The sequence below is a fragment of the Streptomyces sp. NPDC033136 genome, assembly GCF_055578235.1.
Map to the genome: position 1 here is coordinate 252979 of NZ_JBVIPD010000007.1, position 26074 is coordinate 279052.

18 protein-coding genes and 2 pseudogenes are annotated in these 26074 nt (G+C 70.5%); 13 read left to right on the forward strand and 7 right to left on the reverse strand.

Translation table 11 applies throughout. The features are described from left to right. The first annotated feature begins 29 nt into the window (after window positions 1–29). Window positions 30–1451, forward strand: a complete 1422-nt coding sequence (locus tag ACZ5TL_RS16195; protein WP_468590331.1) for a nicotinate phosphoribosyltransferase — start codon at window positions 30–32, stop codon at window positions 1449–1451. Next, window positions 1451–1702, forward strand: a complete 252-nt coding sequence (locus tag ACZ5TL_RS16200) for a DUF1876 domain-containing protein (protein ID WP_468590332.1) — start codon at window positions 1451–1453, stop codon at window positions 1700–1702. Before ACZ5TL_RS16195 ends, ACZ5TL_RS16200 begins: the two co-directional genes overlap by 1 nt. Before the next feature lie 639 nt (window positions 1703–2341). Here ACZ5TL_RS16200 and ACZ5TL_RS16205 read toward each other — a convergent pair. The 3 genes from ACZ5TL_RS16205 to ACZ5TL_RS16215 form a co-directional block, all read right to left on the reverse strand. Further along, window positions 2342–3700, reverse strand: a complete 1359-nt coding sequence (locus ACZ5TL_RS16205; RefSeq protein ID WP_468590334.1) for a lipase family protein — start codon at window positions 3698–3700, stop codon at window positions 2342–2344. Between the two features lie 1291 nt (window positions 3701–4991). Then, on the reverse strand, window positions 4992–6749 hold the full coding sequence (locus tag ACZ5TL_RS16210) for an ABC transporter permease subunit (protein ID WP_468590335.1): 1758 nt from the start codon (window positions 6747–6749) through the stop codon (window positions 4992–4994). 4 nt (window positions 6750–6753) lie between these two features. Then, window positions 6754–8271, reverse strand: a complete 1518-nt coding sequence (locus tag ACZ5TL_RS16215) for an ABC transporter substrate-binding protein (RefSeq protein WP_468590337.1) — start codon at window positions 8269–8271, stop codon at window positions 6754–6756. A 281-nt stretch (window positions 8272–8552) separates the two neighbouring features. Between ACZ5TL_RS16215 and ACZ5TL_RS16220 the strand changes: the two are divergent. After that, window positions 8553–8849, forward strand: a pseudogene (locus ACZ5TL_RS16220) (transposase); the annotation flags it as partial. A 190-nt stretch (window positions 8850–9039) separates the two neighbouring features. Here ACZ5TL_RS16220 and ACZ5TL_RS16225 read toward each other — a convergent pair. Continuing rightward, window positions 9040–9603: pseudogene (locus ACZ5TL_RS16225) on the reverse strand (transposase family protein); the annotation flags it as partial. Window positions 9604–9921: 318 nt separating this feature from the next. Between ACZ5TL_RS16225 and ACZ5TL_RS16230 the strand changes: the two are divergent. From ACZ5TL_RS16230 to ACZ5TL_RS16240, 3 genes are all read left to right on the forward strand, one after another. Then, on the forward strand, window positions 9922–10923 hold the full coding sequence (locus tag ACZ5TL_RS16230; protein ID WP_468590339.1) for a sugar transferase: 1002 nt from the start codon (window positions 9922–9924) through the stop codon (window positions 10921–10923). A 40-nt stretch (window positions 10924–10963) separates the two neighbouring features. Continuing rightward, window positions 10964–11686: a glycosyltransferase gene (locus ACZ5TL_RS16235; protein ID WP_468590340.1), complete on the forward strand. Its 723-nt coding sequence runs from the start codon at window positions 10964–10966 to the stop codon at window positions 11684–11686. A 238-nt stretch (window positions 11687–11924) separates the two neighbouring features. Further along, window positions 11925–13154, forward strand: a complete 1230-nt coding sequence (locus ACZ5TL_RS16240; protein WP_468590342.1) for a glycosyltransferase family 4 protein — start codon at window positions 11925–11927, stop codon at window positions 13152–13154. Here the strand turns inward: ACZ5TL_RS16240 and ACZ5TL_RS16245 are convergent. Beyond that, window positions 13151–13837 carry a methyltransferase domain-containing protein gene (locus tag ACZ5TL_RS16245; protein WP_468590343.1) on the reverse strand — a complete coding sequence of 229 codons (687 nt, stop codon included), beginning with the start codon at window positions 13835–13837 and terminating at the stop codon, window positions 13151–13153. The two genes, ACZ5TL_RS16240 and ACZ5TL_RS16245, sit on opposite strands and share 4 nt — an antisense overlap. 377 nt (window positions 13838–14214) lie before the next feature. On the opposite strand from ACZ5TL_RS16245, the gene ACZ5TL_RS16250 reads away from it, so the two are divergent. Continuing rightward, window positions 14215–15753: a lipopolysaccharide biosynthesis protein gene (locus ACZ5TL_RS16250; RefSeq protein WP_468590345.1), complete on the forward strand. Its 1539-nt coding sequence runs from the start codon at window positions 14215–14217 to the stop codon at window positions 15751–15753. Next, entirely contained in the window at window positions 15750–16595 is an 846-nt protein-coding gene (locus ACZ5TL_RS16255; RefSeq protein WP_468590347.1) for a class I SAM-dependent methyltransferase, read from the forward strand. The genes ACZ5TL_RS16250 and ACZ5TL_RS16255 overlap by 4 nt, the downstream gene beginning before the upstream one ends. A gap of 253 nt (window positions 16596–16848) precedes the next feature. Here ACZ5TL_RS16255 and ACZ5TL_RS16260 read toward each other — a convergent pair whose 3' ends face one another. Beyond that, entirely contained in the window at window positions 16849–18597 is a 1749-nt protein-coding gene (locus tag ACZ5TL_RS16260; protein WP_468590349.1) for a DUF4012 domain-containing protein, read from the reverse strand. 100 nt (window positions 18598–18697) lie between these two features. Further along, a complete protein-coding gene (locus ACZ5TL_RS16265) occupies window positions 18698–19219 on the reverse strand; it encodes an LAETG motif-containing sortase-dependent surface protein (RefSeq protein WP_468590350.1) in 522 nt (173 codons plus the stop codon). A gap of 591 nt (window positions 19220–19810) precedes the next feature. Between ACZ5TL_RS16265 and ACZ5TL_RS16270 the strand changes: the two genes are divergently transcribed. Genes ACZ5TL_RS16270 through ACZ5TL_RS16290 form a run of 5 tightly spaced genes read left to right on the forward strand, consistent with a single transcriptional unit; the run spans window position 19811 to window position 25859 of the window. Further along, the gene (locus tag ACZ5TL_RS16270) at window positions 19811–21841 is read left to right on the forward strand and encodes a glycosyltransferase (protein ID WP_468590351.1); all 2031 of its coding nucleotides are present in this window, start codon (window positions 19811–19813) and stop codon (window positions 21839–21841) included. After that, complete coding sequence (locus ACZ5TL_RS16275; RefSeq protein ID WP_468590352.1) at window positions 21838–23181, forward strand: O-antigen ligase family protein; 1344 nt, start codon at window positions 21838–21840, stop codon at window positions 23179–23181. The genes ACZ5TL_RS16270 and ACZ5TL_RS16275 overlap by 4 nt, the downstream gene beginning before the upstream one ends. Further along, window positions 23178–24170, forward strand: coding sequence for a glycosyltransferase family 2 protein (locus tag ACZ5TL_RS16280; protein ID WP_468590354.1), 993 nt, complete (start codon window positions 23178–23180; stop codon window positions 24168–24170). Before ACZ5TL_RS16275 ends, ACZ5TL_RS16280 begins: the two co-directional genes overlap by 4 nt. Then, a complete protein-coding gene (locus ACZ5TL_RS16285; RefSeq protein WP_468590356.1) occupies window positions 24158–24469 on the forward strand; it encodes a hypothetical protein in 312 nt (103 codons plus the stop codon). Before ACZ5TL_RS16280 ends, ACZ5TL_RS16285 begins: the two co-directional genes overlap by 13 nt. Then, the gene (locus tag ACZ5TL_RS16290; protein ID WP_468590357.1) at window positions 24453–25859 is read left to right on the forward strand and encodes a tyrosine-protein kinase domain-containing protein; all 1407 of its coding nucleotides are present in this window, start codon (window positions 24453–24455) and stop codon (window positions 25857–25859) included. The genes ACZ5TL_RS16285 and ACZ5TL_RS16290 overlap by 17 nt, the downstream gene beginning before the upstream one ends. Window positions 25860–26074 lie beyond the last annotated feature (215 nt).

Below are 26074 nucleotides of genomic sequence, written 5' to 3' on the forward strand. Positions count from 1 at the left end.
GCCGCAACGCCGTCCAGGAGGTGACGCCGATGTCCGATGCGACGACCACAGACCTGTACGAGGTCACGATGGCGATGTCGTACCTGAGGGAGGGGATGACCGGCCCGGCGACGTTCAGCTTGTTCGTCCGCGACCTGCCGCCCGACCGGGGCTTTCTCGTGGCCGCCGGGCTGGAGTCGTCGCTGGACTTCCTGTCCGGCTTCCGGGTCGGCCCGGAGGATGCGGACGCCTTCGCCTCGGCCCTGCGTCGTCCGGCGCGTGACCTGGAGCCGTTGCTCGGTACGGAGTTCACCGGACAGGTACGGGCGGTGCCGGAGGGACGGATCGTGCTGGCGGGCGAGCCGCTGCTGGAAGTGACCGCTCCGCTCCCGCAGGCCCAGCTGGTCGAGACGTACCTCCTCAACCAGGTCAACCACCAGACGACGATCGCCTCGAAGGCCGCGCGATGCGTCCTGGCCGCGGCGGGACACCCGGTCGTGGACTTCTCACTCCGCCGTACCCACGGTCCCGAAGCCGGCTACCAGGCCGCCCGGCTGAGCGCCCTGGCCGGTTTCGCCGGAACGAGCAACGTGGCCGCGGCCACCGCCGAAGGGCTGACGGCTGTCGGCACCATGGCCCACTCGTACGTCGAGGCGTTCGGCACCGAGGAGGCGGCCTTCCAGGCCTTCGCCCGCGCCCACCCCGGCCCGCTGACGTTCCTGGTGGACACCTACGACACCGAGCAGGGGGTCCGGGCAGCGGCCCGCGTGCTGCGGGACCTGGACCGCGGGCCCGGCTCGGCCGTACGGCTGGACAGCGGCGCTCTGGGAGCCCTGGCAGTGCGGGCACGCGCCCTCCTCGACGCGGAAGGACTGCCGGACGTACGGATCATCGCCAGCGGCGGTCTCGACGAGTACGGCGTGGACGAACTGGTCCGCTCCGGAGTGCCGATCGACCTCTACGCCGTCGGCACCCGCGTCGGGGTCTCGGCCGACGCCCCGTTCCTGGACTCCGCCTACAAGATGGTCGAGTACGACGGCCGGCCGGTGATGAAGCTCTCGTCGGCCAAGGTGACCGCTCCCGGGCAGAAGCAGGTGTTCCGCCGCCCCGGATACGCGGACGTGATCGGACTGCGTGACGAGAGGCCGCCCGGGGAGGGCGTACCGCTGCTGGACACGGTGATGCGGGGCGGGAGGCGCACCACCGGGCGCCCCACCCTGGACGAGAGCGCGGAGCGGCTCGCCGCCGACCTGGCCGGGCTCCCGCCCGCGGCACGCCGCATCCGGGCCCCCGTCGCGCCACGGGCGAGGACCTCGCAGCAGCTGACCGCCCTCGCCGGCCAGGTCCGGCGTCGTATCGAGGACACCGTCGCCGCCTCATCCGTGGACGCGGACCGGCGCTACCAGGTGCGGAGCACCACGCGTCCCGGCCCGCACCGAGACGCTCCGCACCCGAGACGAGGAGGACAGTGATGCCGCATACAGTGGAATGGAAGGTGCGCCTCCACCTCTTCGAGGAGGAGGGAACGACCAAGGCACGTGCGGTGCTTGACACCGGGACGACGGAGCTCTCCGGGCACGGGGACGCGCACCGCAACCCCGAGGACACGGACGTGCCGGAGATCGGTGACGAACTGGCGGCGGGCCGGGCCCTGCGCGACCTCGGCCGGCAGCTGGTGGACGTCGCCGAGCGTGACATCGCGGGGAGCTCCGCCCGGGGCTGAGGGCAGACAGCCTCCGCGCCCGCGCAGTCGCCGTCTGCCCACCGGGTGCGTCCTCGACGTCCTTGAGGTGGCGTCCGGCCCGTGCCGCGAAGCAGGCGGTAGCGGCGCACACCCGGACATGACGGCGGCTGTGCGGGGCGGCGAGGTCCGCGCAGTGAGGCGCGGGTCCGAGCGCGGCGGCAGCGGGCAGTCGGGCTCGGGCGGCGACACCCGGAGCCCAGCCCTCGGGACCGTTCGCTGTTCCCGCCCTGGCTTCGGCCAGGGACTCGATCAGCCTGTCTCCGGGCCGCCCGCGCCGGTCGGCCCGGGCCCGGAACGCACGGTCGGCGGGACCGACGGGAACCATGTCTTCATCGTGGAGGCAGCGGGAGGAGGGCGCATCCCGGCGCCAGCCGCGTACGTGGAGGGACTCAGACGCGGATGGTGGCCGTACGCGCGGTCGTCCCGTCGTCAGGGCCTGCTCCGCCCAGATCGTCTTCCCGGGGTACGTTGCGGCGGGTTCTCCGGCTCCGGCACAGCTGGGCGACCGGCCTCAGACCGCGCCCGCGTCGTAGACGTGGGCGCGGGGCAAGGACGTCCGGACAACCGCTGCCGCTCCGCCGCCGGCCGCCGCCGTGGGCGGGCCGCCGGATGGCTCGGTCAGCGCTGGAAGGGCATCGTCCAGCAGTTGGACGCGGCTCGCTCGCCCTCCAGACGGTCGGTGAGCCATGAGATCGCCGCTCCCTGGTCGGCCAGGAGAGGGGCGAGGTGGTTGGTGAGGATCCTGTCGCCGAGGTTGGGCAGGTCTACGGCCTCGTAGGTGACGTTGGCGCCCTTGCGGCACCAGTCCACGGCCAGTTGGCGGGCCTGGCCGTGCGGCACGATGTCGTCGTGGACGCCGGTGGCCACACGGACCGGGCCGGACGGCTTGAGCGTCCCGATGCGCTGTTCGTCGAGGACGGCCTGGGCGCGGGGTTCGGCGGCGATGATGTCGCCGATGGGTTTGCCGCTGGTCGTCCAGGCGGTGCTCCGGGTGAAGCCGTAGCTGAGGATCGCTTCGCCGACGCACATGGTCGACGTGTCGGCGAGGGCTTTGCGTCCGGCGTCGTTGAGGTGCGCATCGAGGAGGGCGCGCACTTCGGGGTAGGCCTGGGTGAAGCCGTTGACCGACCAGCCCAGGGCGCTGACCAGGGCGCTCCCGTCGATCCCCTTCATGGTGGCGGTCAGGTCGGCGGGCGGCGCGCCCGCGTAGGTGCCGGCCAGTTGGATGTCGGGCGCGTAGGTGGGCTGGAGTTCGGCCGCCGCCGCGCTGGCGCCGCCGCCCTCGCTGTAGCCGTACAGGCCCACGCGGGAGCCGGAGGTGAGGGTCGTACCGGGGAGAGAGCGCGCCGCACGGACGGCGTCCAGCACCGCGTGCCCCCCGTCCAGGCGGTTGACGTAGGTGTGCAGCCGGTCGGTGGCGCCCAGGCCGACGTAGTCGGTGACGACGACGGCCGCTCCGGTGGCGAGGAGGCGGTAGATCGCCAGGTTGTCGTAGGCGACGGACAGGGTCTCCCCGCTGATGGTGAGCGGGTGTTGCAGGGCGAACGAGGGCGCGCACTGGTCGCCCTGGCCCATGGTGCCCGAGGCCACCGCCACCAGGGGACGGGGCCCGTCGCCCTCCCACTTCGCCGATGGCTCGATGTAGGCGCCGGTGACCGCGACGGCCCGGCCGCCCGAGTCGGTGGACTTGTACATCAGGCGGGTGGCGGTGCCCGGCAGGGGGCGGCCGTCGAGGCCGGGCAGCGAGAGTCCCAGGGGGAGGGGCTCCTGCCGGATCAAGGTGCCGTTGGCGGCGGGCAGTTGAGCTGGCGGGGTGTAGAAGGCCGGGATGGTGACGCCCCGGGACACGACAGGCTCGGAACCGGTCTCGGTGGCGCCGGCCGAGGCCGCGCCGACGCCGGCGCAGACCACGGTGGCGATCGCGGCGGCGGTGAGGCGGTTGAAGGGGGAACGCGGACGGCTTCTGTAACGGCTCACAGGTCACTCCTCGCGCTGCTTCGTTGCAGGGTGCGCGAAAAACTAGCACTGTTAGTTAAAGTTGGCAGCGCCCGGTCTGGTAACGCTGCGGTAACTCTTTGCCGGAGCAAGTCGCGGTGTGCCGACGTGGTGGTGCCGCCGCCGCAGGACCGCCTCGGTCAGCCGTGGGAACGCCTTGGTCGGCCGTGGGAACGCCTTGGTCGGCCAGGAGGGGCGGCCTCGGTCGTTCGGCACTGGCCCCGGCGCGCCATCGGCACGTGCCGCTGGTGTCGCGATGCCCCGCGCTCGGGTGGCGGCCGCTCGGCGGATTCGGGGTCGTGTCCCGCGTCGTGGTGTAGGGGATCAAGCATTGTGCGTTCCGGTGCAAGGCCCCAGGCGATCTTCGTAGAGGGCGGCGATCCACGAGGCGCCCCGCTGAGGCGAGTTGAGCTCTCGGTCGTACTGAACAACCGCCGCCGACCTGCGAATTCCAGCACCTTGATCCCCTACACCACCTGGCGGGACGCAATCGGATTCGGCGGCTCGCGGGACGCCCACCGGCCTCGCGGGGCGGGCGGCGGTGTTCCTGGTCGCTGGGTCACGCACCGTGCGTCAGTTCGTGCACGCCGCGCGTGAACCCCCGGCGTCAGGCTGAACCGCGGACGACCCCTGGGCGGCACCGGTCACGACGTCTTGACGGCAGCCGCCGGCAGCCGGGCGTCCTGCCTGCTACCACCAGACGTACCAACGGCAGTGGTAGGTACCGCAGTCGTCCCAAAACTGTTTGCTCGTTGGATCGCGCCGTGTGCAGCACAGTGGATGCCGTGCCGCACCAAGGCCCGGTGCGGCGGCTGCCGGCCCTGTCCGGTTCCCGGCCGCCGTACTCCTCGGGCCGAGGGGCCGCCGTGTCCCGATGTGCCGGTCCGTCCGGTACCGCCGGGGCACCCGGACCACACGACGTCATCCGGCCGGACCACGCCACGCGGCAGTCGTCCACGCGCCGACCAAGGAGCCCCCACTGTCCCGCCGCTTCCTCTTCGTCCTCGGCAGCCACCGCGGCGGCGGGACATCCGTGCACAGGACGGTGGCCGGTGCCGCCATCCGCCTTCCGTCGACCGAGAGAGTGGGCATGTCCATCGAACCCCGGCGGCACCGCTCCCCGAGCGTCCGGCACCGGCACCGCGACGTGCGGGGACGTGCACTTCCGGCCCGACTCCGGATCGCAGCCGAGGAGCCGTCGTTCGACGGTGTGGAGGTGCCGGCGGCGCAGCAAACGCCCCCTGTGCCCCGGCACGGCATGCCGGGACGCGCGCTACTCGCCCTTCTCGCGTCCCAGCACGCTGCCCGTCACCGCCAGCACGGACAGCACCACCAGCGCGGCGGCCGGGCCGAGCACGGTCCAGGGGGCCAGTTCGGCGTACGGCTGGTTCTCCGACAGCAGGCGGCCCCACTCGGGGGTGGGCGGCTGTTCGCCCAGGCCCAGGAAGCCGAGGGAGGCCAGGACCAGGACCGTCGTGGGCAGCCGGAGCAGGGCGTTGCGGAGCAGGGCCGGGATCACCGCGGGGAGCAGGTGGCGGAGCAGCAGGTGCAGCCGCCCCGCGCCGAGTGCGACGGACGCGGCGATGTGTCCGCTCGCGCGTTCCTGTTCGAGCAGGGCGGCGGTCTGGGCGGCGTACGGACTCCAGCCGACCACGCAGACCGCGCACGCCGCGCCCCACACCGACGGTCCGGTCACGCCCGCGATGAGCAGGCCCGCGAGCACGGCGGGCAGCGTCGACACGACTTCGGTCGGGCCCGCGCTCGTCCGCGGTGCCATGCCCAGCAGCAGTCCGGTGACGGCGCTGACCGCCGTCACGACCAGGGCGACCCCTGCCGTGCGCAGTGCCCCGTGGCCCAGGCGGGCCAGCAGGTCACGGCCCAGGGCGTCCGTGCCCAGGGGGTGTTCGAGGGACGGGGTCAGCAGCCGTGCCGCCGTGTCGACCTGGAGCGGGTCGCGCAGCAGCCCCGCCGTGACGAGGGCGATCAGGATCAGGGCGCAGGCCGCGGTGACCTGGCGCAGGGAGCGCGGCACCGTGAGCGGGGGCCGGTGCAGAGCCGGCAGGGCGCCGTCACGCAGAGGCCGGCCGAGGAGGGCGTGACGCAGGGCCCGGATCAGCATGCCCGCGGCGACACCGAGCAGGACCAGGGCCAGCGTCGCGGTCTGCAGCACCGGGAGGTCCTGCGCGACGGCCGCCTCCAGGGCGAGCCGGCCGAGCCCGGGGATGTTGAAGATCTTCTCCACCGCGACCGCACCGCCGACCAGGGCCACGACGGTCGGCAGCAACTGGGGCAGCATGCCGGGCAGGGAGCGTCGCAGCGCGTCGCGGGCGATGTGGCCGGGCGGGAGTCCGACGGCGTACGCCGTGCGCGCCCACGGTTCGTGGAACGCGGCGGGCAGCGCTTGGTCGAGCAGCCCGCCGAGCATCGCGCCCGACGGGATGCCCAGGGCCAGCGAGGGCAGCACCATCGACTGCGGCCCCTCCCACCCGCTGGACGGGAACCAGCCCCACCACACCCCGCACACCGTGGCCAGCACCGAGGCGAGCAGGAACTTCGGCAGCGCGGCCAGCACGGCGGCCGTGGCGCCCGCCCGGTCTTGCCGCAGCCGACGCCGGGAACCGAGGAAGACCGTACGGGCGCACACCGCTCCGGCCACCAGGGCCGTGACCGCGAACGCGCCCAGCATCATTGTCAGGGAGACCGACAGGGCCGTCCCCACCTGCGGCATGACCGGTTCGCCGGAGACCCACGAGACGCCCGCGTCCCCCCGCGGCAGGCCGCCCAGCCAGTGCGCGAGATGGACCAGAGGGCCCTCGTCCAGTCCCAACTGCTCGCGCACGGCGGCCAGTTCCGCCGGCGTGGGGTTCTGGTCGGCGGAACGGGCGCGCAGCACCGTGCGGGCCGGGTCCGCGCCGGACAGCCACGGCAGCAGGGCCACCGCGCCGAGCAGCGCGGCTCCGGCGAGCACACGGCCGGCCGTCGCCGGCCAGCGGGACGGGCGGGCGGCGGCGGGGGCGTGCGCGAGGCTCATGCGGCTACTTCAGGCGCGTGTCGACGTCGACCAGGGACCGCTCGCGCGGGTCGAGGATGACGCCCTCGACACCGGACGCGATGCCCTGCACGACCTGCTCGTGGACCAGCGGCACCACCGCGTCGGTGCGCAGGATCTCCGCCTCCGCCCGCATGATCTTCTCCTGGCGGCTCCCGGCCTCCCGCTCCGCGGCGGCGGCCCGGATGGCCTTGTCCACCGCGGCGTCCTTCAGGCCGGCGATGTTGTAGACGCCCTCGCTGGTGAAGTCGCTGGCGAGGTAGTCGACCGCGTCACCGGTGTCGAGCAGCGTCACCCGGGAGAAGACGAGGGCGTCGTACTTCCCGGCGAGCAGGTCGGCCTCCATCTGCGTGTACTCGCGCACGTCCTGCTTCACGGTGAACCCGGCCTTCTGCAGCTGCTGCTGGAGCACGGTCGCCGCCTCGGGCAGCTCGGCGCGGTTGGTGTAGGTGGCCAGCCGCAGCGTCCTGCCCTTGGTCCCGGCCCTCACCTCGGCGGCGGTCGCGGCCTTGGCGCGGCCCGTCACCTCGGCGCGCTTGCCGGCGGCCCAGGGGACGGCGGGCCCGAACAGGCCCTGCGCGGGGTCGGCGTAGCCGCCGAAGACGGAGTCGACCAGCGCGGAGCCGTCGACGGCCTTCCGGGCGGCGGCCCGCAGACCGGCGTCGGTGAACAGGCCGCTGCCGGTGTTCAGGATCAGGCTGTCGGTGCGCACCGAGGGGACCTCGTGCCGGGTCTCCTTGTCGAGCAGCTTCGCCTGGGCGGTCGGGATCCACTCGGCGATGTCGGTCTCGCCGCCGCGCAGCGCGTTGGCCCGGGCCGTGCCGTCCGCGATCCAGCTGACGTCGATGCCGGGTGCCTTCGCCTTGCCGCCCCAGTAGCCGTCGAAGCGGTCGAGCGTCGCCTTGGTCTTGCCGTTCAGCCGGGTGATCGCGAACGGACCGGTGCCGGTGCCGACGGGGCTGACGGCGCCGTCCTTCGCGTACGCCTTCGCCGACAGGATGGCCAGTGCGGGGCTGGCCAGCCGCAGCGGCAGCACCGGGTCGGGCGACTTGGTGGTGAGGGTGACGGTGTCGGCGTCCTCGGCCTTGGCGGTCAGTGACACGTCGCTCAGGACGCGGGGCTTGGGCTTGGCGGCGCCCGCGTGGTCGAGCGCGTTGACGACGGACTGGGCGGTGAGCTCGGTGCCGTCCTGGAACTCGGCCTTGCGCAGCTCGAAGGTCCAGGTGTTGTCGCCGTCCTGCTTCCAGGACTTCGCCAGCGCGGGCTTCGCCGTGCCGTTCTTGTCGAGGGCGGTGAGGCCCTCGGCGACGGACAGCTTGCTCAGTACGGTGGCGTCGTTGCTATAGGGAGAGAGTGCCTGCACCGGCGGTATGGCCAGCGCGACCCGCAGCCGCCCGCCCGATCCCGCGCCGGTGCCGGCGTCGCTGTCGCCAGGGGCGAAGCAGCCGGCCAGCAGAGGGGTGAGAGCGAGCGCCGCTATGAGGCCGCGGGAGGTGGTGCGCATGTCGGATCCTGTCGTGCGGGAAGATCGGGCACGCCGCTGGGGCCCGGTCCGGGGCTTGATCGGCGACGTCAGCATATAAGGGGAGCCTTACCAAACTCTCAGCCGGGTAGGTGAAAGCTCAAGGTTCTGCCGGCAATCTCGAATCTTGTGATCCGGACGGGCTGGACTCATCGCGCGGGCAGGACGCGTCTGCGAAGAAGATCGAGGCCGGCCCGGTCGAACATCTGACGTTTCAGCATCTTCAGCCGGTTGATGTTGCCTTCGGCTGCGCCGGAACTGTGGGGAAGAGCACCGGCTTCGGCTGCTTCCCCTCCCGCCACTTCTCGATCAACGCTGCCTGGCTCGAACTGTCTCTGACCGGTGTCGACCTGCTCGCCTGGACTCACATACTGCTACTGGAAGGCGAGTTGGCCACGGCCGAGCCGAAGAAGCTCCGCTACCGGCTGCTGCACGCAGCCGCCCGCATCACCCGCGGAGGCCGCCGCCTCCACCTGCGGATCGCCGTGACCTGGCCCTGGCGACACGAGCTGACCAGTGCATTCACCCGCCTCACGGCCTTGCCCCGACCAGCTACCTGAACCGCGACAGACCCTGCCCACCCACGCCCCGAGGAATCCTGGAGCACCCGACCCGAGCGTCGGGCCACAGCCCTGCCCGCACGGCGGCCGGCAACCGAGATCACAGATCCACCAGCTCAGCCCACCCCAGGCGAAACAGGGAGGTTAGCTTTGGGGCCGCACTGACCCCTTTTCCACCTTCACTCTTCACTCGCATTTTGCGGAGGAGCCTCCAGGACTGGAGGGTGGCGACGGCCTGCTCGACGAGTGCCCTGATCCTCGCGTGGGACCGGTTCACCGCCTTCTGGCCTGTGGGGAGGGTCTCCCCCCGTCCCCAGCACGGGGAGCGGATCGTGCCGCCGGCACCCCGGTAACCCTTGTCGGCCCAGCACTGAATGCCGGCCTCGGCGAGGGTGCCGACTATGCCGGTCCGCGGCGATGCGGTCGATCGGCAGCAGCGTGTCGTCCAGGATCAGATACGCCTTCACCGACGCGGTCCGCACAGCGTCGGCCCGTCCGGAGGCGAGAGCGGCCAGGAGGTCGACGGCCTCGGTGACATAGCGGTAGGCCGTCGTGGTTCCGACGCCGAACCCGGCCGCGAGCTGGGCATGCGTGTGCCCCATCCGCAGATGGGCGAGGGTGAGCAAAGCCTGGCGGTCGGCACTCAGGCGCCGCCAACGGGAGCCGATCGCACGGCGGTGCCGCCGCAACTGCTGTGTGAGGAAACGGAGGGCAGAGCTGTCTACGCGTCGGCGTCCGACGCGTAGACAAGCACGTGAAGCCTCTGGTGGAGATGCCACCACCGGGTCCTGGGAGACCGTCATGATCCCGCCGCGAGGGCTTCCTTCACCCGCTCGAACTCAGCCCGCAGTTCCTCCATCCGCACCAAAGCAGCCTTCTCATGGCGCTCAAGCACTGCTCTCATCGACGGCAGGACGCGACCGTACAGCCTTTGCTCCCAACAGGTAGTCTTTCCAGTTTCGCAGGGCGCCAGCCGCTTCTCCATACGTATTGTGTGATTGACTCCTGAAGCCCAGGGTTTGACTGGCTTCACTGAGGTGTGCGATCTCGCAACTGAAATGGAGTAATGCGAATGAACCGCGCCACCCTGATTCCGGTCACCGAGAGCTCTTCGACCGGGAGAGCCAGCTGGCGGTCCCGTCAGGTTCCATCGCCCTCCGTAGTGCGGTGGAGGAGGAAAAGAAAGATCATCGTAGCCGAGTCGGCACAGGAGATCGGGCATTCAGACAATCTGGAGGAAGAGTTCGACGTCGTCAGGCGCTTCACGTTCTCCGAAGGATGCGCCGATTTCGAGACGTCTCTGATGCTGCATCATCCCGATCTGCTCCTGGTGAAGGCCTCTTTGGAAGGCCTCGACTACCGGTTGGTGGAGCTGTGCAGAGCGCATCGCGTCAAAGTATTCGTATTGGCGCACCCTGCCTATGGGTTGCTCGGTTCGGCACGCTTCTACCGATTCGGCGGGCTGCCGTGGCTGCGGCTTCGGGCAACTGCGCGGAACCGCGCCTCCAGCGCTCGGATCAAGAGAGCGTCCGATCTTTTGCTGGTGACTTTGGGCGCGCCCCTCGTCATTCCGATCATGCTCGCCATCGCGATGCTGCTCTGCCGGGGCGGCCCCATGTTCTACTTCCAGGACAGGGTGGGCGCGGGTGGCCGGCCCTTCCGCATCATCAAATTCCGCACGATGAGAGTGGACGCGGAGCAGGCGACAGGGCCGGTGCTGGCTGCCGCCGACGATCCACGGATGACTCCATTCGGCCGGTTCCTGCGCCGCTCCAGGCTGGATGAGCTGCCGCAGTTGTGGAATGTCGTGCGCGGCGAGATGAGTCTGGTGGGGCCTCGCCCGGAGCGTTCCGAACTCATCGCGACTTTCGGGAACGTCCCCCACTACGACCTGCGCCACCTGGTCCGGCCGGGACTCACGGGTATCGCACAGCTCACCGGTGGCTACCGAGCGAGTGTGGAGGAAAAGCTCCGCTGCGACCTGCTCTATGTGGGCTGCCATTCCCCCCGCCTGGACCTCATGCTGCTCGTGCGCACGCTGCTCGATCTGCTCCGTGGATTTCCCCGTGGCTAGCGCCGGCCCGAGCGCCCGCACCACCGGGACGGCGGCACCTGTGAGTGATCTGGATGCCACCGCGATCGTGGTGACCTCCAACTCTCAGGACCATGTCGTGGCCTGCCTGTCAGCCCTGCGTCACGCCGGGCTGCGGGTGAGCGTCGTGGACAACGCGTCCACCGACGGCACCGTGCACGTTGTCGCGGCACACTTCCCCGAGATCGAGCTGATCGCCAACCCCGTCCATGTCGGCTTCGCCGCGGCCGTCAACCAGGCGCTGCCGGGCGCCGTCGGAAGCGTCGTGCTTCTGGTCGATCCCGAGTGCATCCTGCGGGAACCCACCGCACGGGCTCTGGTCACCACGCTGCGGCTCCGGCCTGAGGTAGGTGTTGTCGGTCCCCGCATCATCGACCCGGACGGGCGGCTCGTGGCCAGCGCACATCCCTTCGGTTCCCTCGCCTTGGCGTTGACCGGTCGCCTCAGCGGCAGCCTGGCGCCGCTGGGACTGCACCAGCTGTTCTGGGGCAGGAAACGGCGCCGTACCTACGCCGACTGCGGCCGCTACGGGCGTGCGGTGACCGTCGACTGGGTGTCCGGGGCCTGCCTGGCGGTGCGGGCCTCCCTGCTGGCCGAGATCGGTGGTCTCGACGAGGGCGACTTCATGTACTACGCGGACGAGGAACTGTGCCTGCGGGCCTGGCGATGCGGAGCCCAGGTGCTGTATGTGCCGGCCCTCACGGCCGTGCACCTCCGCAGAGCGAGCAGCAGGGATGCCATATAGCTGCGGCCACATGTGTACGGGAGCATGCTCCGGTTCTTCGGCCGTCACCGGCGGCACAGCTACCCGCCGGTGACGGGCGAGGGCACTGGCCCTGGCCCGGGCGTCTCTCGGCGTGGGCCCTCACCGCCGTTCCCCGGCGCGAATGTTCCCTCACCCGGAACCTCAGGGCCCAGGCACGGGCCGGCGAGGTCCGGCCCGCTCTCACTACCAGCCGCCTGAACGAGAAGGATGTCATGCCATGCACATCTTGATCACTGTGGTCGGAAAGCGCACAGAACACTGGTTGGACCTCTTCGCCGCGCTCGCAGACCGCCCCGACGTCACCTTGACGGTGGTCGCCGCCGACGTATCACCGCTGACCGAGCGAGGGCTGCGCGGACTGGCAGACCGATACCGCAACTTCCGCCCCGTGCTCCGGCCTCATCTGCTCGGGGAAGACAGCACCGGTCACATGGCCTCTGTACTCTTCGGCCCTGGCGCGGGGCACGCGTTGCGCGACGTGCCCGCACCGGACGTCGTGCATGTCATCGGTGAGGCCGCCTACCTGTCCACCTGGCAGGCGATCAGGCTGCGCGACCGGATCCGGCCGGGTACACCGGTCACCCTTTACGCAGCCCAGAACATCGTGATGCGCTTCCCGTTCCCGTTCCCGCTCCTGGAACGGCGTGCCTACCGTGCTGTCAGCCATGCGTTCCCGATCACCCCGAGCGCACTGCGCGTGCTGCGCGCCAAGGGCTACACAGGGCCTGCGACCGTCGTGCCACTGGGGGTCGACACCGGGGTCTTCCGCCCCTTCGAGCAGGAGCGCCCGCAGACGTTCACCGTGGGATTCGTCGGCCGGTTGGAGCCGCACAAGGGCATCGGCGACCTGCTCCTGGCCGCGGAGCTTCTCGACTGCGACCTGCAGGTGGTGGGCGACGGATCCCTGAGCGGCGAGGTACGGCGGGCAAGTGAGCGCCGTCCGGGGCGGGTCCGCCTCACACCGTGGGCGGACCATGCTGAACTGCCCTCGCTGCTGGCCCGGATGAGCGTGCTGGCGTTGCCGTCGGTCGAGATCGTGCAGCGCAATGTGGTGCCCTGGATCGGCATCCCGCTGCGGGAGCAGTTCGGGCGGGTCCTGATCGAGGCCATGGCCTGCGGCGTCCCCGTTGTCGGCAGCGACGTCGGAGACATCCCCCACGTCATCGGCTCCACGGGCCTGCTCTTTCCCGCCGGCGACGCCGCGGCGCTCGCGGACCGGCTGGCCCGGATCCGCGACGAGCCCGGCCTCACCCGGCGGCTCGCCGCCGAGGGACGCAGCCGTGCCGACAACGAATTCAGCTGGCGCAGGATCGCCGACGACCTCTGCCACACCTGGCAGCACCTCGCGCACGGCACGGCCTTGGACCGCCGCACCGTGACACGGCCGACGCGTCGAGCGGAGCAGGATTCCGACCAGCCCCCAGCCACGACCGGGACGCCGAACTAGAATTTACGGGCGGCGATGGCGAGAGCGGCGGGAAACTCGAGACGGATGATGCGGCACTCGCCGCCGCCGGCCTCCATGACGTGGGTCCACATGTCGGCGCCGTACTCCGTCTGGACGAGGCAGTCGGGTGTCCCCTCCGGCGGCACTCCGTGGTAACTCGGGGGCTTACCGGCCCTCGTCTGCGTCAGCCGGCCGACGACAACCGGAATCGTGAAGCAGACCCAGCCTCGCGGCCGGACCACGCGAAAGCACTCGCGCAGCCCCTGCACAGGATCGGGCACATGCTCCAACGTGTCCGAATGCACAACCAAGTCCATCGACGCGTTATCGAAGGGAAGCGCCATCATATCAATATCGGGGAAGCTCATCAGCTTCGTGCGTGGCATCCTCCGCAGGAAGCGGTGAAGAGTTCCGGCCCGATTGATCTCAAGGACCTTGAGCAGAGGATGGCGAAGCATGAAGACGGGAAAAAGTCTCGTCGAGCCGTAGACCTTCATGATCGCATGGGCCAGGGCCAGAGACCGGAGGCTTGCCCCGCAGCGGGTGCAATGCAAACCCTGCTGCCGATCGATATAGCCGGCCTCCTCCTCGCTCAGCTGCCACTCTTCGATCAGCTTCGGCCACAAGGCCGGACGCTGCGTGAAACTGCGGCTCCCGCAGCACACGCAGCGCAGGCCGCTCATCCGCTGAGCATCGTGGCGTGATGGCCGAGCATGGCTCGGCGAACTGAGGGGTGTGCCGTGCTGCCCGCCGACTGTCTTGGATTCCGGCATGATTGAGTACTCGATCTTATTGGGGAAAAGGCCCTTTGTGGCCGGAGATTAACAGGGCGAACGGCGTCATCCTGGTAGGTACCGGCGTGCATGCGTGTAGTGATTCGCTCCCTTATGACGCAATCCTGGCTTCTCAAGTGGTGAGCCTGGGATCTGACGGCAAAACATAAATGCTATGAAGCGTGATCCGTTCTGTGCTCCCGACCGGCCCGGGTGGGTTTCCGGTGGCTAGCCCGCCCGGGTTCTCCAGCGGTGGCGCCGCTCCGGCCGAAGCCGTTGCGGCTCGGGTGGCCGGCAACAGCGCCAGGCTTCTCGCAGCCAGGGTCGCCACCGCGCTGGCCGGCGTCGCGTCGCTCCCGGTGGTGTACGGGAGCATCGGCGCCCGCTCGTACGGTGTGTGGGCGCTGCTTACGGGTCTGATCGCCATCGTGTCGCTCGCCGATCTGGGGCTCGGCTCGATTCAGATCCGGGAGGTCGCCCGAGCCGCCGAAAGCGGGCGGCAGCGACAAGTCTGCGCCGTACTGGGCCTGGGCGTTGTGTGGGGCGCCGTTCTCGCCGCGCTGGCCCTTGCCGGGACGGCGATCTGCTGGCCGTGGCTGGCCCGCGTGTTCCATCTGGATGAGCTCTCCGCGCCGGCGCGGGGCGCCGCCCTGTTCCTGCTGGTGGGCTTTCTTCTCGACAGCCTCGCGCTGCCCTGGCGGAGCGTGCTCGAGGGCACCCAGCGCTATGGCCCGGTGGCCTGGGTCGTCGCCGGCACCGCGGTGCTCGGCGCAGGGCTCGCGGCAGCGGTGGTCACGCTGGGCGGCGGGCTGGTCGAGCTGGCCGCCTCGGTGGTGGTGAGCAGTGCGTTGCGGGCACTGATGTTCGTGTGCTTGGCCCGACGGTACGCCGCTCGGCTGACGCCCAGCCTGCGGGACATCAGACCGTCCGATGTGGCGTACGTGGCGTCGTACGGCTCACGTGTCCAGGTGGCAGGCGCGGCAGCCGCGGTCAACAGCGAGACGGACCGGCTGGTGCTCGCAGGCTTCCACAGTCCGTCGGCGGTAGCTGGATACGACCTGGGCAGCCGCCTTGTCGGGCTGCTGCGGTGGCCTTCGGGGGTCATTCTCACGGCAGCCTTCCCGTCGGCTGCCGCGGCGGCCGACGATGAACCCGGTCGGCTCGACCGGCTCTACATCGATCTGACCCGGTATCTGACGGCGTTCGCCGCGGTCGCGGCCACCGTCCTGGTGGTGTCGGCCGATCCGCTGGTGCGGATGTGGCTCGGCCGTCCATTGCCTGCCGCGTCCGTGACCATCATGGTCCTGGCCCCCGGCTGCGCCGCGAGTGTGATCGCCGGCGCGGCCGCGATGGTGACCCGGGCCGAGGGCAGGCCCGGGTGTGAGACCCGCGGCGCGGTGCTGGCCGCCGTGCTCAATCTGCTGCTCACCGTTCCGCTGCTTCGGCTTCTCGGTCCGTGGGGGGTGCCGCTGGCGACCACATTGGCGGCCTTCGGGAGCACCGTCTACTTCTTCGCGCACTTTCACAGCAGATCCCGGCGGCCGGTGGCACCGCTGCTGCGGGCACTGTGGCCACCCGTCTTCGCGGCCGTGACGGCGGGAGTCCTTGCCCGTCTGGTCACGTTCCAACTGGCTCCCGGGACGGACCGGGCCGACGCCGCCGTGGCAGTCGCCTGCCGGGGTGGCCTGACCGTGCTGGTCGCGGCCGCGCTGCTGGCCCTGCTCGGATTCTTCGGCGCATCGGACCTGGCCCGGCTGCGCATGGCTCTTGCCGGGTTGACACCACATCGCGGCGCGGTTCCCGCGCGGAAAAGGAGCAACGCATGACCTTGCAGACGGAAGCGACCCGCTGCCCCCTCTGCCACCAGGCCGCGGGCGACGAGCCGGTCTTCGGCGGATTGCTGCGCCGTTGCCCGGCCTGCGCGTTCCACTGGACCGCCGCGAACGGCGATGGGGCACACCAGTGGGACCTCTTCGACGGCAACTACTACCGACGCTACTTCGCCCGCGCCGGGCAGTGGCGGTACGAAGCCGCCCGACGGATGCGGTGGCTCCTGTCGGCCACCCGCCCGAGGTCTCTGCTGGAGGCCGGCTCAGCAGGCGGTTACTTCGTCGAAGCCGCCCGGAGAGCCGGCATCGCAGCCGACGGAGTGGAACTGTCCGAGGTCTGTGTCCGCCACGCGCGGGACAAGCTCAGGATGCCGGTACGACAGGGCTGCTTCGAGACGGTCACACCGACCACCGCGGTGGACGCCGTGTGCGCCTTCCATGTGCTCGAACACGTCGACGAGCCCCGGCGGTTCCTCACCAAGGCCCAGGCATCGCTCACAGCCGGAGGATGGCTCGCCCTCGAAGTGCCGAACATCGCATCGTCCTCCGCCCAACGGCAGGGTGGATCATGGCCGCATCTGCAGCCGGACTGCCACCGCTGGCACTTCTCGGCGCGGTCGTTGACGACGCTGGTGGAGGAGTGCGGTTTTGTGGTCGAGCGCTGCGACACCGTCTTCGCCCGGTACTACATGAGGCCCTCCCGTCTGCCCAGCCCGTCGGGGATGTCGCTGCTGTTCGCCGACTGGGGCGCTTGCGGCTCACCGCGTGCCACCCATCCGCGGCTCGGCGATCATCTGCGGCTGCTCGCCCGCCTGCCGGAGAACCCGCCGATCCGCTGATCGCTCCCGAGGCCTCCCGGTCGCCCAGCTCTCGGCAAGCCGCCGTCAACGACCGGGGCGGGAAGCCCTGCCGCCCCCCAGGGCGCCACGCCGCAACCGGGGCCCGGGGAGCGGGTAACGGTGGTACGCGAACTGCGGCCCAGGGTGGGGCGGGGCCGCGTCGCCGTGTCATGCGGATCGGGGAGTGGGTGGGCCGCTCGCCACGCCGGTGCCCGGCTGACCGGTGACGGATCCGAACGGCTGACGGCCGTCGTCAACGGCGGCATGGCGGGTACGGCTTCACCTCGGTCCGCAGCGGATTCACCAGCTGTTGGCGCAGCAGGGTCGGGGCACGATCGGTGACCGGCTCCGACAGGTGCAGCCTCAGGGTGCGGGTGCTCCCCGCCGGCAGTTCCAGATCGAGGGTGTACACCGGGTGGCCGTGTTCGACGGCATGGTTCAGCGGGATACGACGCCCGTCCAGCATCGCCCCGGTCAGGGCGGCTCCCGCACTGGCGTAGTAGGAGACCAGCAGTCGGTTGTCACCCGGCCGGGAGGAACGGGCCCGGGTGTCGAGGCGGTCGGTGACGTAGGCCGGGAGTCCCGAGGCCGGCGCCCGGTTGGTCAGCGTCACGGTGGCGGTGACCGTTCGTCCGTGCGGGGTGCAGGGGCCCGGCTCCCACGTCAGCCTTCGGTCGAGGTAGTAGTCGAGCTTGGTGGCCGCCGCGTTGTTGACGACGACCCCGGCGAAGGGGCCCGCGTCTTTGGGGAGTGAGCCGCTGAATGCCATGGGCTCGATGAGGCGTTGCTCGGCCGGGAGCGTGCTCCATACCTTCAGACGTGCGTCCCGCTGCGCGTCGTACACGGCCCGCAGCAGCGCGGGAATCCGCCGCGGATCCTTGGCGGCGCCGGTCAGCTGTGTGGCGGCGGTGCGGGCGACGTCGAGGAAGAACGCTTTGCGGGCGGTGACGTCCTGATAGGCCGCGTAGCTCGTGCGCTCGGTGAGCTCCACGGCGTTGGCGCCGGTGAGCAGGGTGCCGTCGGGCAGACGGGCCGGCCCGGTGGCCTCCAGCAGCCGGCCCAGCACAGTGGGGTCGACGGCGAGCACCCCGTCCACCTTCTGGCCACTGTGCTCTCTCCATGCCTCGGCCCAGATTCGGGCCGCATAGGGAAAGTGAGGGCTGAGATTGGAGTTCCCCCAGAACTGAGTGGGCTCGTTGGCGGCGTACAGGGCGGCGTAATCCGTTCCCAGGTCCACTGTGGGCCGGGTCGGCTGCAGCACGGTGTCATTGCCGAAGGTGTCGAAGCCGATGCGGCCCCTGTCGGCCGTGACCACCGTGAAGGCCCCGGGCAGCCCGCCGGTACCGCGGGCTTCGGCGGTGTTCTGGAAGACCACGAAGTAACGCCGCGGCCCCTGTTCCCCCAGCATCGGCGGAAGGAGCCGGGCCGCAAGGGCGGCGTCGGCCGTCGTCGGGGCAAGCCGGTCGAGTTGGCGGACCAGTTGCGTACGGGCCCGCTCGGCTGCCGGCAACCAGGTGGCGTGTGGCAGCCCGCGGGCCTGGGCACGGACTTCCGCGGCCTCCCGCGCGGCGCGCTCGAGTGCCGGGGCCGCGTCGTGCAGGGCGGTCAGCAGGTGATGGGTATCGCCGCCTCGTGCGTCGGCCGTGAGATCCGGGACGCTGCGGACGAGGGGACTGAGCACATCGTGGGTCAACCGGTCAGCGGCGTGCGCCGTGCCGCGCACGACACGTGCCAGGTCACCGAGGAAGGGCAGGTGCGTGGCCGGGTACCAAGCGGGCCCGGTGGTGAGGTCGTGCGCTCGGGCGGCGTGTGCCGCCGCGGAACGCAGCGCCGCCTCGGCTTTCGACGTGCCAGGCACAGGTGCGGCGGCGGAGTCCCGCGACGGCCCTGCGTTGACCGACTGCCGCAGCGTGTGCAGATCCCGCTGTGCGGCCAGCAGTTCGGTACGGGCGATCAGACCGGTGACAGCGATCCAGGCCGCTCCCGCCAGGAGCAGGAACACGACGGCCGCCGGCAGATATCGGACTCGCCGACGTCGGCGGTGCGGTTGTGCGGGATGTGTGCTTCCAGGGGCCGGGGAGTACTGCATGGTGGCGGCCGGGTCAGCGGCGCGTGCGCCGACGTCGTACCACCAGGACGGCTCCCCCGCCGGCTGCCAGCAAACCCACAGCCGTGCCGAACATGACGAAGGTCCTCTGGCCGGAACCGGTCTCAGGGAGCTGACCGTCCGGTGGGGGCTTCTGGTGTCGCGGCAGCACATTGATCACCGCTGACAGGACCAGGTCCGGATCACGGGCGGTGAGTCTGAAGGTGTGTGGGCCGCGCTTGGTGGTGGCGGGGATCGTGACGGTCCCCGAGACCGTGCCCTTCGAGTCGGCGAAGAACGTGCCCAGCACCGGTGCCTTCGAGATGAGTTCCGCGACGACCTGCTGCTTGGCGGCGAACCCCTTCGCGGTGAAAATGAGCGGATCACCGGCGATCCCTGTCGTATCGATGCTCAGACCGGGTGCATTCGGCGGGTACTCGGCATGTGCCGTCTCTGCGGGCACCAGCGGGCCGGCGACGACGACAGCGGCTGCTGCCGCGGAGGCGAGGACGTTACGCCGTCTGCGAGACGTAGTCACTTTCCACGCTCCTCACACCTTCTCGGTGGATGGGTACCGGCCCGGCGGCAGGGCCGGCCGCGACGAGAAAAATCCTGGCGCAGGCAGATATAACGCCATGTCAAGCAGAGCTAACGCCACGGGGGCGATGACCACCCGGAGGGGTGTCGCACCTACACCCCTCCGGCGCCGCAATGACTGAGAATCGCAAAGACGAGTAGCGCGAATGCAGTAAAAGCAGACGACACGCCGACGTGTCGGAATTGAATCGATGTCGACACCATTACCGTCTGACCGAATAGGCCGACACCCAGTAAAGCCACCTCTGACCGAGGTTGAAATGAATCAATGCGACTGGGAGTGTCGTGTGGTGTCGATCGGGCAGTCTGCTGCTCGGAGGGTGGTCGTGCTTCACATGATTAATCTGATGGGCGCGTCTGCACAGTTGCCTCAGGCTGCTCACGACCGGCTGACCGGAGATCCCAACATCACGGCACGGCTGCGGTACGGGGTGTTGTGCCCTCTCATCCGGGCTGGCCTCACCGGGATCCGGCAGCACCCGGTCCGCGAAGTGCTCGAACTGCCCGCCCGGCTGCCGGGGTGGCGCAGCTCATGACCCTGCCCGAAGTCTCGGTGCTCCTGGTGAGCTGGAACACCTGTGCCGAAACCCGTGCTTGTCTGGACTCTCTGCCCCGTGCCGCGACCGATGGGGTGCGGTATGAGGTGATCGTCGTCGACAACGGGTCGCGGGACGGCTCCCCGGACATGCTTGCCGCCCACCCGAACGTGCTGCTTCTCCGCAACGAGCGGAACCTCGGCTTTGCCACGGCGGTCAACCAGGCATACGCCCGAGCTCGCGGGGACATGATCCTTCTCCTCAACAGTGATGTCCGTCTGTGGCCCGGAGCACTCACAGCCCTCGCCGGTTTCCTGCGCGAGCGCCCCGACGTGGCTGGTGTGGCGCCGCTGTACCTCAACCCTGACGGCAGCGTTCAACAGCACTACATGCGCCTGCCCACGTTCCGCAGCCTGGTGGCGTTGGCCACCACGCTGCGGTACGTGCCGGGTTTCAGGCGCCCATGGCGCGAACACCTCATGAGCGGAGCGGACCTGTCCCGCCAGGGGCAGGTGGAACAACCGTCCGCGAGCTGTCTGCTGCTACGCCGTGCCGTGCTGGATCCGGCCGAAGTCTTCGACGAGCGGTTTCCGCTCTATTTCAATGACGTTCTGCTCGCCCGCAACCTCCGCCTCGCCGGCCATCGGCTCTGGATGACACCGGACGCGGTCGTTACGCACACTCTCGGTGCGTCGACCCGCCTGCTGGGCTCCGCCGTTCGCAGCAAGTTCCGTCTCGACGGGCTCATCCGCTACGCCGGGGTCACACAGCCCCGATGGCGGTTGCGGACACTCAAGGCCCTGGTGCTTGTGGACTGGCTGGTTCGGCGCGCGCTGCGGTGGCGCGGTCAACTGGGGCTGCGGGATCTCTGGGCCGTCGTCCAGGGCGACGTAGGCCCCCTGCCGGACGGTGACGGGCGAAGCTGGTCGGTGATGCTCAGCGGAGTGCCCTGGCTCGCCGGAGCGCACCGTCAGCATGCCCTCGCCCGGGAACTCGCAGTCGACCGCCGGGTGTTGTTCGTCGACCCGCCGGGCCGACGCCCTCGCTGGACCTTCGACGTCAGCCAGGTCGCCCCATCCCTGTGGCACGCGGTGCCTCCCACCGTGGTGCCGTTCGGCCGGCTGCTGCCCCCGCTCAACTGGATCAACCGCCGGGTTGCCGCAGCGCTGGTGCGCCGCTGGCTGGACCACCGCCCGGGCAGCCGGAGATTCCTGTGGATCGATGAAGACCTGGCCGCGCCGACAGCCGGCCGGCTGGGGGAAGATGTGCTCGTCTACGACGCGGTGGACCTGGACTGGACGTTCACGCACCGCTGGAACCGCCCCTACCTGCGCAGCGCCCTGCGGAAGGCGGTCGGCGCCGCAGATCTCGTCCTGGCCTCGTCGTCGGCGCTGCCGCGATGGCTGCCGCCCTCGCGGCGCCCGCCCGTGATCGTCCCCAACGGGTGCGATCCGGAGAGATTCGTCGCGGAAGGTCCGCTCGCCGAGTGGATCACACAGCTGGCCGGTCCCCGGCTCGTCTATGCCGGGGCGATCGACAGCCGGGCCTTTGACGCGGAACTCCTCGCCGCCGTGGCCCGTCTTCGCCCCCACTGGACCTTCCTGCTGGTCGGGCCGTCCACCCGTACCGGCCGCGCACCGCTGGCGGGACTGCCCAACGTACATCTGCGGGGTCCGGTCGACTTTGACGGGATGCCCGCCGTACTGCGTGCCTGTGATGTCGGCCTGATCCCTTATCGGGTGGGCGGCCGGATCGACTACGTGCACCCGAAGAAGCTGTACGAGTACCTGGCCGTAGGTAAACCTGTCGCCGCCACACCGCTGCCGTCTCTGATCCCGATGGCCGGTCTCGTCCATCTAGGCTCCGGCCCGCAAGGGTTCGTCCAGGCCATCGAGGAGGCATTGGACTCGCGCCACTGCCCGGCCGCGCTGGCCCGGCGTCGCGCCGCCGCGGCCCGCAACAGCTGGTCGGCGCGGGGCGAGCAGATCCGGGGCCTGCTCGAGGGGCTGGAGAGGACCGGCCCATGAGCGGGCTGCTCGTCGTTCCGAGGAAGCTCCTCGTTCCGGGGAAGCTCGTCGTTCCGGGGAAGCTCGTCGTTCCCGCGTCGGCCGCTTGCCTCGCGGCCGCTCTCGGCTCCGCCGGAGCCCTTTCGGCGGAAGTGCTTCCCGGTCGTCTGAGCATCCTGCCCGGCGCGGCCCTGGTGTGTCTGGTGACCTTTGTCCTGTGGCCATGGGCCGTTCTCCCGGTCGGCATCGTCGGTGGCGTCGCGGCCACCAAGGCGCTGGGCACTTCCGATGTCGCCTTCATCACGGCCCTTCACACCGGCGTACTGGCGATCGGTTGCCTGGCGCTGCTGGTACGCCGCGCCGCCTCTGCGGCCGACGACCGACCCCGGCGAACCGCCGTGGACCAGGCGATGGCGCTCCTGGCGGTGATCGCCCTGGCCGGCGCGCTGTTCGGTCTGGCACGCGGACACGCCCCACACCAGGTGCTGATCGCCACCTATCACATGGGCGTCATCCCTGCTTACTTCTTCGTCACCACCCACACCCTGACCAACGCGCGCAGGATGCGAGCGGCGGCGGTGCTCTATGTGACCGGGGCGGCCGCCCTCGCCGCGGTGGAGCTCACGATGCCGGGGCGGCACGGCGGTCTGCTCTCGGTACTCGCCCTTGTGCCACTGCTCGTCGTCGCCGGCCGCACCCGCGGGTGGCGACGCGTCGGTCTGGGAGCGTTGATCACCCTCTTCGCTGCCGACACGGCTGTCGCGGGCTACCGGGCCATGTGGCTGGCCGCCGGGGTCGGCCTGCTGGTTCTGCTGGTGCGCGGCACCAGGCGAGTCCGCCTCAGCGTGGTCATGGCCGCGGTCGGGGCAACCGTGCTCGTGGTCTGCGGAGCCACGGTCAGCGCCGGGCTGCGCGCCCGGATCCTGCTGTCCGGCGAGCACCTGAACGAAACGGCCGGCTACCGGACACCCGAGGCGATGGTCGGGCTGCGCGTCTTCGCCGACTGGCCGCTGACCGGAGCCGGTCTCGGCCAGACGACCCGCGACGTCTACCTCCCCACCTTCAAGATCACCGACGTGGGGCCGACCTACCACGTCTTCTGGGTGATGATCCTCGCCAATCTGGGCCTCGTCGGCCTCATCGCCGTCCTGTGGCCGCTGCTGCGCCCACTGCGCGCGGCCCTCGCCGTGCGGGAGGGCATCCCTCTGGCCTTCGGTGCTCTCCTCTGCGGCTTCCTGGCGGCGGCGGCTTTCGCGGGCCCCACCGACGGCCATTGGGAACTGGGGCTACTGCCCGCGCTGACGCTGCTCACCACCCGGACCTGGACCACCGATCCACCGACCACAGGAGGTCGCCCATGACGGCCGAACGGACCGGAGCCGACGAGCCGGGCACCGCCGGGCCCGTCGCCACCGCGATCGTCGTCACCTATCACTCCGAGGCCCACATCGCCGACTGCCTGACCGCGTTGCGCGGTGCCGGGCTGGCGGTACGCGTGGTCGACAACGCGTCCACGGACGGGACCGCACGGCTGCTCGCCACCCGGTTCCCCACAGTTGCGCGGACTGTCAACCCGACCAACATCGGATTCGCGGCCGCGGTGAACCAGGCACTCCCCACGGTGGACACCGACATCGTGCTTCTGGTGAATCCCGACTGCGTGGTGCCGCCGGCCACCGCCCGAGCCCTGGTAGCCCTGCTGCAAGCCCGGCCCGATGTCGGCATCGCGGGTCCCCGGCTCGTCGGTACCGACGGGCGCGTCGCCGTCAGCGCCCACCCGTTCGAGTCGCTGACCTCCGTGCTGGCCAGCCGCTTCGGCGGAAGCCTGATGCCGGTCGGGTTGCGCCGCCTGCTGTCCGGCAGAACCCGGCGACGTACCTATGACGTCTGCCGCAACCCCGGACCGCCCGTCCCGGTGGACTGGGTGTCCGGAGCCTGCATGGCCATTCGCACCGGGCTGCTCGAACAGCTCGGCGGTCTCGACGAGGGCTACTTCATGTACTACGAGGACGAGGAACTGTGCTGGCAGGCGGGACGGCTCGGGGCCCGCGTGTACTACGTACCCGAGGTCGAAGCCATACACGTCGTCGGGGCAAGCAGCCGAGATCCGTCGTGGATCTGGCCCCATCTGTACCGCAGCATGCTCCGGTTCTTCGCCCGGCACCGACGCCGCACCTACCCCCTGGTGAGGGCGGCGGTGCTGCTCCGCGCGCTGCTGGGCGTCGGGCTCTCCGTCGCACGCCGCCGCGGGCAGCACCCTGCTCGGGGCAGGGCCTGGTGGCACGTGGCCCGCATCGCCCTGACCGCGACCGCCAGCACTATGAGAAGGGAGGGCCGATGCACGTTCTGACCGCCGCTGCCGGACAGCGCACCGAACACTGGATCAGCCTCTTCGATGTCCTCACCGATCGGACGGACGTCCAGATCACCGTCCACGCGTCCGGCCTGTCCGCGCTCACCGGGCGGGCCCCGCAATGGCTGGACGGGCACGGTGGCCACTTCCGCCTTCGCCTCGTCCCTCACCTGCCGGGCCAGGGCCGCACCGGCCACAAGGCGTCAGTCCAGCCCGGCCGTGGGCCCGTCACCCACTCCGCGAAGACGGCCGCCGGCATCCTGTCGAAGGGAGGGCCCAGTGGCGACCTCACGTGATGCCACCCGGGTGCTTTCCATGGCCTGGCGCAACGGCGGGCTTGTGCTGCTGTCGCTCCTGGCCGGAATCGCCGGGGCCCTGGTGGTGACCGCGATGACGCCTCCGAGGTACGAGGCCACCGCGACCGTGCTCGTCACCGGCGGCGCCGTCTCCGGTGAGCAGATCTACGTCAGCAACGCCACCCAGAACCTGATGCCGACCATCGCGCGGCTCGCCGAATCCGGCAAGGTCGCCGAGGCCACGGCCAAGACCATGGGGCTGCCGACCAGGCAGGTTGTCCGCCACATCCGCGCTGACACCCAGGGGGGGGTGCAGATCCTCGCGCTCACCGCCGACGCGCCGACGGCCGACAAGGCCGCCGCGATCGCCAACGCCACCGCCAAAGTCCTGCTGCCCCGTGTGGGGTGGATTCGCCACGACGGGATGGGATCAGTCAGCGCGGAGTTGCTGGACCGGGCGACAGCACCAAACCGTCCGGTATCACCCAGGCCGTTGCTCAACGGGCTCCTGGGTGCGCTGCTGGGATCGCTGGTCGGCGTCGGCCTGACACGGCTGCGGGCTCTGACGGACGACAAGGTCAGGGGCATCGACGATCTGCGCGAGGCGACAGGCGCGCCCGTCCTGGGCTCGATTCCGTACGATGCGAACGTCCCCCGCAATCCACTGATCCTGCACAGCCCCCAGGGCGCGTGGTCGGAGGCGTTCGTCCGCCTGCGCACCCACCTGGAGTGCGTCGAGATGAACTCCCCGCCCCGTCTCATCGCGATCACAAGCCCTGTGGCCAACGAAGGAAAGTCGAACATCGCCTGCAACTTGGCGATCGCCATGGCCCGTGGCGGGCGCCGTGTCCTTCTGGTCGAAGCCGACCTGCGTCGACCGCGCAGTGGACAGTACCTGGGTCTGGGGGATGCGGAAGGACTGACGACCGTGCTGTCCGGCCACGCCCGACTGGAAGAGGTGGTCCAGCAGTTCGGCGAGGGCGGTCCGATGATTCTCCCCGCTGGGCCGCTGCCGCCCCACCCCAGCGAACTGCTGGCTTCCGGAAGATGCAAGGAACTACTGTCCCGGCTGAGGGAGTGCTACGACGTCGTTCTCTTCGATCTGCCCCCACTGCTGCCGTACGCTGACGCCGGTGTCCTGGCAGGGCTCGCCGACGGCACCTTCCTCGTCGCGCGGTGCCCCAAAACCAGGACCCGCCACCTCCGCCAGTCCCTTGAAGCGCTGACCGCCTTGAACGCCCGTTTCCTCGGCTGTGTCCTCAATGCGGCACCGTCGCGGTCGAACGGCTACGGCTACCGGACGGACCTGACGGTCTCCGCGGCGGGGCTGCTGCCACCGCCTGCCACCCTGTCAGACCGGCGCACAGGGGCCCAGGTCAAATCCGGATGACGTTGGCTCCAGCCGCCGACCGGGGCTGGTGTTGAGCGTGTTGGACCGACGAAGTTCCTGAGCCGTCCGCCCTCGGCGCCACCGCCAAGCGCGAGGGCCCGCTGCGCCCGGGACGCCCCTCTGCTGCCCCTTGACGACCACCACCAGAGCAACAGCCACTGCACATGGCCGCGAGCAGCAGCCAGGCCGGTGCCGCACGCCTCACACCTGCCGAC

Excerpts from the sequence above, each read along its gene's own strand:
- ACZ5TL_RS16195 (WP_468590331.1), top strand. The coding sequence starts at position 30 with ATGTCCGATGCGACGACCACAGACCTGTACGAGGTCACGATGGCGATG.
- ACZ5TL_RS16200 (WP_468590332.1), top strand. The coding sequence starts at position 1,451 with ATGCCGCATACAGTGGAATGGAAGGTGCGCCTCCACCTCTTCGAGGAG.
- ACZ5TL_RS16210 (WP_468590335.1), bottom strand. The coding sequence starts at position 6,749 with ATGAGCCTCGCGCACGCCCCCGCCGCCGCCCGCCCGTCCCGCTGGCCG.
- ACZ5TL_RS16215 (WP_468590337.1), bottom strand. The coding sequence starts at position 8,271 with ATGCGCACCACCTCCCGCGGCCTCATAGCGGCGCTCGCTCTCACCCCT.
- ACZ5TL_RS16230 (WP_468590339.1), top strand. The coding sequence starts at position 9,922 with ATGAACCGCGCCACCCTGATTCCGGTCACCGAGAGCTCTTCGACCGGG.
- ACZ5TL_RS16240 (WP_468590342.1), top strand. The coding sequence starts at position 11,925 with ATGCACATCTTGATCACTGTGGTCGGAAAGCGCACAGAACACTGGTTG.
- ACZ5TL_RS16245 (WP_468590343.1), bottom strand. The coding sequence starts at position 13,837 with ATGAGCGGCCTGCGCTGCGTGTGCTGCGGGAGCCGCAGTTTCACGCAG.
- ACZ5TL_RS16255 (WP_468590347.1), top strand. The coding sequence starts at position 15,750 with ATGACCTTGCAGACGGAAGCGACCCGCTGCCCCCTCTGCCACCAGGCC.
- ACZ5TL_RS16270 (WP_468590351.1), top strand. The coding sequence starts at position 19,811 with ATGACCCTGCCCGAAGTCTCGGTGCTCCTGGTGAGCTGGAACACCTGT.
- ACZ5TL_RS16275 (WP_468590352.1), top strand. The coding sequence starts at position 21,838 with ATGAGCGGGCTGCTCGTCGTTCCGAGGAAGCTCCTCGTTCCGGGGAAG.
- ACZ5TL_RS16280 (WP_468590354.1), top strand. The coding sequence starts at position 23,178 with ATGACGGCCGAACGGACCGGAGCCGACGAGCCGGGCACCGCCGGGCCC.
- ACZ5TL_RS16285 (WP_468590356.1), top strand. The coding sequence starts at position 24,158 with ATGCACGTTCTGACCGCCGCTGCCGGACAGCGCACCGAACACTGGATC.